The organism is Streptomyces sp. NPDC126510, from assembly GCF_040302345.1.
GTDB lineage: Bacteria > Actinomycetota > Actinomycetes > Streptomycetales > Streptomycetaceae > Streptomyces.
Genome location: NZ_JBEORR010000030.1, coordinates 95,323 through 104,081, shown reverse-complemented (window position 1 = coordinate 104,081; position 8,759 = coordinate 95,323). Strand labels below are relative to the sequence as shown.

Sequence of the window (8,759 nt, the reverse complement as noted above, 5' to 3'; positions counted from 1 at the left end):
ATCATCGCCGTGGCCTCCTTCTGCTCCCGGCCCTTGATCTCGAAGGCCTCGGGAAGGAACTCGGTGTGCTTGAAGGTCCAGCCGGAGTTCCGGTAACCGGGCTCGCCGCCCGGGGCCTCCACGACGCCGTCGAGCGAGACGAAGGCAGAGCTGATCAGGGTACGCATCCAGAAGTCTCCAATGAGTCAGGGCAAGGCCGGGTGGCGGCTTCACGGAACGGTTGAAGCCGCGCAGACGGTTGTGCCTGCTGCCTGCCTGCCTGCTTGCCTGCTTGCCTGCTTGCCTGAAGACGATCTCCTGATTGTCCGGTGCGCATCAACGTAGGATCCGCGAAGAACTGTTCAGTCAGGTTCAACGATGAGGGCGCTGTGCTGGATCGACAGGAGACCGAGGTCTTTCTGACACTCGCCGAGGAGCTGCACTTCGGCCGTACCGCCGATCGGCTGCGGTGCAGCACGGGCCGGGTCAGCCAAATCGTCAAGTCCCTGGAACGGCGCATCGGCGCAGCGCTGTTCCTGCGCACCAGCCGGCGGGTCGCACTCAGCGCGATCGGTGCCCAGCTGCGTGATGACCTCCTGCCCGCGCACCGGCAGATGGAGCAGGCCTACCGGCGGGCCGTCGTGGCCGCGCGTGGCATCGCGGGCTCGCTCCGGGTGGGTTACTCCACCCCGTGGGTGGCCGACGCCGTCCTGCGTGCGGGTGCGGTCTTTTCCGCGCGGCACCCGGAGTGCACCGTCGAGGCCCGGGAAATCCAGTTCGCCGACCCGTACGGGCCGCTGCGCTCCGGCGAACTGGACCTCCAGATCAGCGAGTTCCCCGTTCGCGAAGCGGATCTGACGGCCGGACCGGTGCTCTTCGCCGAGCCGAGGGCACTCATGGTCCCCACCCAGCACCCTCTGGCCCGGCAGGACACCGTCTGTCAGGAGGATCTCGCGCACGCCCCGCTCATCACGTTCGCGGCCGAGTTCCCCTCCTACTGGCTCGAGCACCACTTGCCCACCCGTACACCCGGCGGGCAGCCCATCGCTCGCGGACCCGCGGTGCGCTACTGGGCCGAGGTCCTCTCCCACGTCGCCGCCGGACACGGCGTGGCACCTGTGGCCGCCCGTGCCGAGGCGTATCACGCCCGCCCCGGCATCGCCTTCGTCCCGTTCCGCGACGCACCTGCCATCGACTACGGCCTGCTGTGGCCCACCGGCCGCGCCACGCCCGCCGTCCAGGCCCTGGTCAGCGTCCTGTGCGAGACGGTTACGACATGATCAGCCAGGCGTAGCCCGGCATCCGAGCCGCCCAGCCGGCGAGCCCGTCACCCCGGCCAGACGATCGACTGCACCTCGCTGTAGGCGTGCAGGGCGTACGAGCCGACGTCGCGGCCCACTCCGCTCTGCTTGAACCCGCCGAAGGGGGCCTCCATGTTGCGGCCCACGGTGTTGATCCCGACCCCGCCGGCCCGGAGCCGCCGGGCCACCCGGAAGGCCCGGGCCACGTCGCCCGACCAGACGTAGTCGATGAGGCCGTAGTCGGTGCCGTCGGCGAGCGCGATGCCCTCCTCCTCGTCGTCGAAGGGGATGACGACCACCACCGGCCCGAAGATCTCCTCGCGGGCCACACGCATGTCGTTGCGGCAGTCGGCCAGAAGGGTCGGGGCGACGTAGAAGCCGGTCGGCAGGTCCGGGCGTTCGCCACCCGCCACCACCACCGCGCCCTCCTTGCGACCCAGTTCGACGTACGACTCGACCCGGTCCCGGTGCGCCGCCGAGATCACCGGCCCGACCACGGTGTCCGGCTCCCGCGGGTCCCCCACCTTCAACCCGTTGGCGTAGGCCGCCAGTTGTTCCACCAGCCGGTCGTGAATTCCGCGCTGCGCCAGCACGCGCGTCGGTGCCGTGCAGATCTGCCCGCTGTAGAAGGAGAAGGTGGTGCCGATCCCGGCCACGGCCGAGCCGAGGTCGGCGTCGTCGAAGACGAGCGCGGCACCCTTCCCGCCCAGCTCCATCAGCTGCCGCTTCATGCCCCGCCCGCACACCTCGGCGATCCGCCGCCCGACGGCCGTGGAGCCGGTGAAGCTGACCATGTCGACGTCCGGCGACGCCACGGCCGCCTCGCCCACCTCGGTACGCGAGCCGCTGACGACGTTCACCACACCCGGCGGGGCGCCCGCCTCCTGGAGCGCCTCGGCCATCCGGTAGACCGACAGCGGATCCTGCGGGGCCGGTTTCACCACGACCGTGTTGCCCATGGCCAGGGCCGGGGCGATCTTCCCGGCCGGGTTGGCCCAGGGGTTGTTGTACGAGGTGACGCAGGTGACGACCCCGACGGGCTGCCGGACGGCCAGAGCTCCCATCACCCCGGCCTTCCCCATCGGCCCGGCCTCGTTGATCTGCGGCGGGATCGGCCACTCGGCGGGCTCCACGCGCGCGTAGCGGCGGAAGCGGGCGGCGGCGACCCCGACCTGCAGGGCGCGTGCGGTGCCGAGGGTCGCCCCGGTCTCGGCCCGGGCCAGCTCCGCGTACTCCTTCAGCCGGCCGGCGATGATGCCCGCCGCCCGTCCGAGGACCGCGGCCCGCTCCTCCGGTGCGGTGCGCGACCACGGCCCGAAGGCCTCACGGGCCGCGGCGCAGGCCGCGAGCACCTGATCCCGCGAGGCCTCCGGCGCCCACCCGACGGTCTGCCCGTCCGCCGGGTCGATCACCTCGTGGTGGCCGCCGTCCGGCTCCACCCAGGAACCGCCGACGAACAGCGACTGGCGTGCCGTCACCTCGTGCCCACCGTCTCCGTGTCCCGTCCGGAGCGGAGCACCCGCCCCGGTACCGCCCCGGTGACCACGTCGTCCCGGATGGCCTCGACGCCGTTGACCCACACGGCCCGCACGCCCAGCGCCCGGGAGTCCAGCCGCGGGCTGTCACCCGGCAGGTCGTGCACCAGGGTGGCCGGGCCCGCGTCGATGCGCTCCGGGTCGAGCAGGACCAGGTCCGCGTGCCAGCCCTCCCGCACCTGCCCCCGCTCCCGCAGCCCGAAGAGCCGGGCCGGGTCGTCGGTCAGCATCTTCACGGCCTGCTCCAGACCGACCAGCTTCCGGCCCCGCAGGCAGTCCCCGAGGAACCGGGTCGTGTACGGCGCCCCGCACATCCGGTCCAGGTGGGCGCCCGCGTCGGACCCGCCGAGCAGAACGTCCTCGTGCTGCCAGGTCTCGGCCCGCAGGGCCCAGGACGCCGGGTCGTTGTCGGTCGGCATCGGCCACAGCACCGTGCGCAGTCCGTCGTTGGCGCAGATCTCCACCAGGCACGCGAAGGGCTCCTGCCCGCGCTCCTCGGCGATGTCCTTCACCACGCGGCCGGTCAGTCCGGCGTTCGCCTCGCTGTAGGTGTCGCCGATGACGTACCGCCCGAAGTTCGCGAGCCGCCGGAAGACGCCCGCCTCCTTGGAGTTCGCCCGCCGCAGCAGCTCGGCCCGCACCTCCGGGTCCCGCAGCCTCTCGATCCGCTCCGGCACGGGAAGCCCGAGCACCGGCCCCCAGCCGGGGATGAGGTTCAGCGCGCAGAACGTCCCCAGGGACATGTTCATGGGCGTGAGGATCGGCATGGTGAGGGCCACGACCCTCCCACCCGCCTTCCGCGCCTGCTCGCTCGCGAGCAACTGCCGGGGGACGCGCTCGGGAACGGCCGCGTCGATCGTCAGCACGTTCCAGTTCAGCGGCCGTCCCGCGACCGCGCTCATCTCCACGAACAGATCGATCTCCGCGTCGCTGAACTGATCCAGACAGCCCGCGACGATCGCCTCGATCTGCGTGCCCTCGCACTCCCCGACGGCCCGCGCCAGCGCCAGCAGCTCGGCCGGCTGGGCGTGCCGCGAGGCGACCGGCTGCCCGTCCCCGTCGGAGTGGCTGCTCGACTGGGTCGTGGACAGCCCCCAGGCCCCGGCGTCCATGGCCTCCCGCAGCAGCCGCACCATCGCGGCGAGCTGCTCCTGACTCGGCTGCCCGCCCACGGACTCGGGCCCCATCACGTACCGGCGCAGCGCACAGTGCCCCACCATGAACCCGGCGTTGACGGCGATCCGCCCCTCCAGGGCGTCCAGGTACTCCCCGAAGGAATGCCAGCTCCAGGGCGCCCCCTCCTCCAGCGCCACCAGCGCCATGCCCTCGACCCTGGACATCATCCGCCGCGTGTAGTCGGCGTCCTCGGGCCGGTCGGGATGCAGCGGCGCGAGCGTGAAACCGCAGTTCCCCCCGGCGACGGTGGTGACCCCGTGGTTCAGCGAGGGCGTGGCGTACGGATCCCAGAAGAGCTGGGCGTCGTAGTGGGTGTGGGGGTCGACGAAGCCGGGGGTGAGGACGAGACCGCGAGCGTCCTCGGCGGTCCGGCTCTCCTCGGTGATCCGACCGATGACGGCGATCCGCCCGTCGCGGATGCCGACGTCGGCGGTGTAGCCGGGCCCACCGGTCCCGTCGACGACGGTCGCCCCTTTGATGACGTGATCGAGCATGACCACTCAACTCCCTTGAGACCGTTGCCTTGAAGGGGCGCGGGGAACTGCGCGACAAGCCACAACGAACGCCGCACCCGCCTACGAAAGCTCAGGCCCCGCGACGGAACCGCGAAGTCCGATGAACAGGATCCGTATCGATCTTGGGAATCACGTACTCCCCGACCAGCCGGATCGTCTGCAGCGTCTCCTCCTTCGGCACCCCCACCGGCAACCCGAAACTCAGCTGGTCCGCCCCGGCCCGCTCCCACCGCTCGCACTGCCGCAGCACCTCGTCCGGGTCCCCGCAGATCAGCAGCTCCTCCTCGATCAGCACCTCCACGAACTCCTCGGTGTACTCCGGCAACGTCTCCGGCCACACCGGGAACCCCTCGGGTCGCGGGAACGTGTCGTGGTACCGGAAGACCAGCGACGGCAGATAGTGCAGCCCCCCGCTCGCCGCGATCCGCACGGCCTCCGCGTGGGTCGGCGCACAGATCGCCGTGGTCGTCACCATCACGTTGTCGTTCACGAAGGCCCCGACGGGCTCCGCGTCCACGATCGCCGTCTTGTACTGCTCCAGCACCCACTCCATGTCGGAGACCTTCTGCACGCTGAAGCCGAGCACGCCGAGCCCCTTCTTCGCGGCCATGGCGTACGACGGCGGTGACCCGGCCGCGTACCACATCGCCGGGTGCGAGCCGCCGTAGGGCTTCGGCAACACCTTGCGCGGGGGCAGCGACCAGTGTTTGCCCTGGAAGCCCTGGTACTCGTCCTGGAGCCACATCTTGGGGAACTCGGCGATGGTCTCCTCCCAGAGTTCCTTGGTGTGGTTCATGTCGGTCACCCCCGGCATGAACCCGAGGATCTCGTGCGATCCGGCGCCGCGCCCGCTGCCGAACTCGAAGCGGTTGCCGCTGAGGTGGTCGAGCATGGCGACCTTCTCGGCGACCTTCACCGGGTGGTTGACCGGGGCGAGCGGGTTGAAGATCCCCGAGCCCAGGTGGATCCGCTCGGTCGCGTGCGCCAGATAGCCGAGGAAGACGTCGTTGGCGGACAGGTGCGAGTACTCGTCCAGGAAGTGGTGCTCGGAGGCCCAGGCGTACTTGAAGCCGGACTTGTCCGCCTGGATGACGTACTCGGTCTCCTCTATCAGCGCCTTGTGCTCGGCGAGCGGGTCGGTCTCGGCCCGTTTGCCGACGTATCCCTGAACGAAGATGCCGAATTCCAAGGAGGTTCACCGCCCCTGTTTTTTCTGACGAACCGTCAGATCGTTGAGTCAGACTGTTCCACCGGCCCCCGGGAGCGTCAATAGCTGATAGAGCGTCAGATAACGTTGACTCCGGCCAGCCACCCGCCGTCGATCACGAACGGCTGCCCCGTGATGTACGAGGACTCCTCCGAGGTCAGGAACAACGCGAGCCTCGCGACCTCCTCGGGCCGCCCGACCCTGCCCAGCGGCACGAGCTTGCGGTACAGCCGGTCGAGGCCCTTCGCCGTCGCCTCCGGGTCGGCGTCCGGGTCGAGGCGGGCCGGGTTGGCCATCGCGGTGTCGATCGCGCCGGGGCAGACGGCGTTGACGCGTATCCCACGCCCCGCCAGCTCCAGGGCGGCGACCCGGGTCAGGCCGACGACGGCGTGCTTGGTCGCCGCGTAGGAGCCCACCGCGGCCATCCCGGTCAGGCCCGTGCAGGAGGCGGTGTTCACGATCGTGCCCCCGTCGGCCATCTGAGGGGCGACCGCCTTGATGCCCAGCAGGCAGCCCACCTGGTTGACCTGCACGACCTGCATGAACTCGTCCAGGGGTGTGTCGAGGAGGGAGTTGAAGCGCAGGATCCCGGCGTTGTTGACGAGCCCGTCGACATGGCCGTATGCGTCCTTGGCGGCGGTGACGGCGGTCCGCCAGTCGTCCTCCCGGCCCACGTCGAGGTGGACGTACCGCGCGCCGATCTCCTTCGCGAGGGCCTCGCCCTGGTCGTCGAGCACGTCCGCGACGACCACCCGGGCGCCCTCGGCCGCGAACAGCCGGGCCTCCTGTTCGCCCTGGCCGCGTGCGGCGCCGGTGATGATGACGACGCGTCCGTCGAGCCTGCCCATGGGTCTCCTCATAGCTCGGGGGCGACCTCGGCGCCGAACGCCGCGATCTGGTCGGAGAGTTCGTCGCGGCTCCGGCTGCGGAACCGCACCTGGATCTGGTGCACTCCCATCGCCCGGTACGCCCGCAGCGACTCGGCGAGCTGCGGCGGTCCGCCGGTAAGGGTGCGGCGCCCCACCTCCCAGCGGGGCGTGCCGACGTACAGCGGCTCGGCGATGGCGCCCACGGTGAAGGGGCCCCGCACACCGGCCTGCTCGCGCAGCTGCCTGATACGGCCGATCTGCGCGGGCAGCCGGTCCCGCGGGTCTCCCTGGGGCAGCCAGCCGTCGCCCTTGAGCGCGGCCCGGCGTACGGCCGCGGGCGAGGAGCCGCCGACCCACAGGGGCACCGGGTCCTGCACCGGCCGGGGCCGCTGCCCGAGCCCCTCGAAGTCGTACAGCTTGCCGTGGTGCTCGGGGAACTCGCCGGGGCCGAGGGCGGCGCGCAGGGCGTCGATCGACTCGTCCAGCACGGCCCCGCGCCGGCGGAAGTCGACGCCCAGGGCCTCGAACTCCTCCTGGACGTGCCCGGCGCCCACCCCGAGGATCAGCCGGCCGCCCGAAAGATGGTCGAGTGTGGCGTACTGCTTGGCGGTGAGCAGGGGGTGCCGCAGCCCGACGATCGCGACGTGGCTGAGCAGCCGGACGCGTTCGGTGGCGGCGGCGAGGAACGCGAGGGTGGCGACGGGGTCGTACCAGACGGTGCTCATCGCGGCGGCGAGCCGGCGGGGGATGCCGACGTGGTCGCAGCCCGCCAGGTAGTCGAACCCGGCCCGGTCGGCGGCGCGGGCGATCTCCAGCAGGTCGTCCGGCCCGGCCTGCGCCTCCCAGCCCTCCGCGTAGAGGGTGCTCTGCGACTGGATGGGCAGCTGCATCCCGTACCGCAGGCTCACCGCGAGGCTCACCGCGCACCGCCGGCGCCCGGCCACAGGCCCTCGGCCGTCAGCCCGAGCAGCTCGATGGCGTTCCCCCGCACGATCCGCTCGACCACGTCGGGCTCCAGGTGCCCCATCTGCGCCTCGCCGACCTCGCGGGACTTGGGCCAGGTGGAGTCGGAGTGGGGGTAGTCGGTCTCGTAGAGGACGTTGCCGACGCCGATGGAGTCGAGGTTGCGCAGCCCGAAGGCGTCGTCGAAGAAGCAGCCGTAGACGTGCTCGGCGAACAGCTCGGACGGCGGCCGGTGCACCTTGTCGGCGACGCCGCCCCAGCCGCGGTTCTCCTCCCACACCACGTCGGCCCGCTCCAGGATGTAGGGGATCCAGCCGATCTGGCCCTCGGCGTACATGACCTTGAGGTTCGGGAACTGCTCGAACTTGCCGCTCATCAGCCAGTCGACCATGGAGAAGCAGCAGTTGGCGTAGGTGATGGTGGAGCCGACTGCGGGCGGGGCGTCGGCGGAGGTGGAGGGCATGCGGCTGCTGGAGCCGATGTGCATGGCGACGACCGTGCCGGTCTCGTCGCACGCCCGGAAAAAGGGGTCCCAGCCGTCGGTGTGGACGGAGGGCAGACCGAGGAAGGGCGGTATCTCGGAGAAGGCGACGGCACGCACCCCGCGGGCGGCGTTGCGCCGGACCTCCGCCGCCGCCAGTTCGGCGTCCCACAGCGGGATGAGGGGCAGGGGGATGAGCCGCCCGTGCGCGTCCGGGCCGCACCACTCCTCCACCATCCAGTCGTTGTAGGCCCTCACGCAGAGCAGGCCCAGTTCGTGGTCCTTCGCCTCGGTGAAGGTCTGGCCGCAGAAGCGCGGGAACGTCGGGAAGCACAGGGCGGACTGGACGTGGTTGACGTCCATGTCGGCGAGCCGCGCGGTGACGTCGTAGGAGCCGGGCCGCATCTGCTCGTAGGTGATGACCTCCAGCCGGATCTCGTCCCTGTCGTACCCGACGGCGGTGTCGAGCCGGGTGAGGGGCCGCCGCAGATCCTCGTAGACCCACCAGTCCCCGACGGGACCGTCGTCCCCGGGCTGACCCATGACGGGCTTGAAGCGCCCTCCGAGGAAGGTCATTTCCTTCACGGGGGCCCGGACGATCCGCGGTCCGACGCCCTTGTACTTCTCCGGAAGCCGGTCCTGCCAGACGCTCGCGGGCTCCACGGTGTGGTCGTCCACGGAGATGATCAGCGGAAAGGTGCTGTCGTGGGTGTCCATGGCGCTCACGGTAGCG

The 8,759-nt window shown here is 71.1% G+C and carries 7 protein-coding genes and 1 pseudogene; 1 reads left to right on the top strand and 7 read right to left on the bottom strand.

Annotation, left to right across the window (positions count from 1 at the left end):
* Positions 1-167: pseudogene (locus tag ABTX60_RS33415) on the bottom strand (dihydrofolate reductase family protein); the annotation flags it as partial.
* Between the two features lie 201 nt (positions 168-368).
* Here ABTX60_RS33415 and ABTX60_RS33410 point away from each other — a divergent pair.
* Positions 369-1,259 carry a LysR family transcriptional regulator gene (locus ABTX60_RS33410; protein WP_352100759.1) on the top strand — a complete coding sequence of 297 codons (891 nt, stop codon included), beginning with the start codon at positions 369-371 and terminating at the stop codon, positions 1,257-1,259.
* 47 nt (positions 1,260-1,306) lie between these two features.
* Here ABTX60_RS33410 and ABTX60_RS33405 read toward each other — a convergent pair whose 3' ends face one another.
* The 6 genes from ABTX60_RS33405 to ABTX60_RS33380 form a co-directional block, all read right to left on the bottom strand.
* On the bottom strand, positions 1,307-2,758 hold the full coding sequence (locus ABTX60_RS33405) for an aldehyde dehydrogenase family protein (protein ID WP_352100758.1): 1,452 nt from the start codon (positions 2,756-2,758) through the stop codon (positions 1,307-1,309).
* Complete coding sequence (locus ABTX60_RS33400) at positions 2,755-4,485, bottom strand: N-acyl-D-amino-acid deacylase family protein (RefSeq protein ID WP_352100757.1); 1,731 nt, start codon at positions 4,483-4,485, stop codon at positions 2,755-2,757. Before ABTX60_RS33400 ends, ABTX60_RS33405 begins: the two co-directional genes overlap by 4 nt.
* A gap of 91 nt (positions 4,486-4,576) precedes the next feature.
* Complete coding sequence (locus tag ABTX60_RS33395) at positions 4,577-5,695, bottom strand: LLM class flavin-dependent oxidoreductase (protein ID WP_352100756.1); 1,119 nt, start codon at positions 5,693-5,695, stop codon at positions 4,577-4,579.
* A gap of 95 nt (positions 5,696-5,790) precedes the next feature.
* Positions 5,791-6,561, bottom strand: coding sequence for an SDR family NAD(P)-dependent oxidoreductase (locus ABTX60_RS33390; protein WP_352100755.1), 771 nt, complete (start codon positions 6,559-6,561; stop codon positions 5,791-5,793).
* Between the two features lie 8 nt (positions 6,562-6,569).
* Positions 6,570-7,472 (bottom strand): TIGR03619 family F420-dependent LLM class oxidoreductase, encoded by a 903-nt coding sequence (locus ABTX60_RS33385; protein ID WP_352100765.1) that lies wholly within the window; start codon positions 7,470-7,472, stop codon positions 6,570-6,572.
* Positions 7,473-7,498: 26 nt separating this feature from the next.
* Positions 7,499-8,743: an amidohydrolase family protein gene (locus ABTX60_RS33380; protein WP_352100754.1), complete on the bottom strand. Its 1,245-nt coding sequence runs from the start codon at positions 8,741-8,743 to the stop codon at positions 7,499-7,501.
* Between the last annotated feature and the right edge of the window lie 16 nt (positions 8,744-8,759).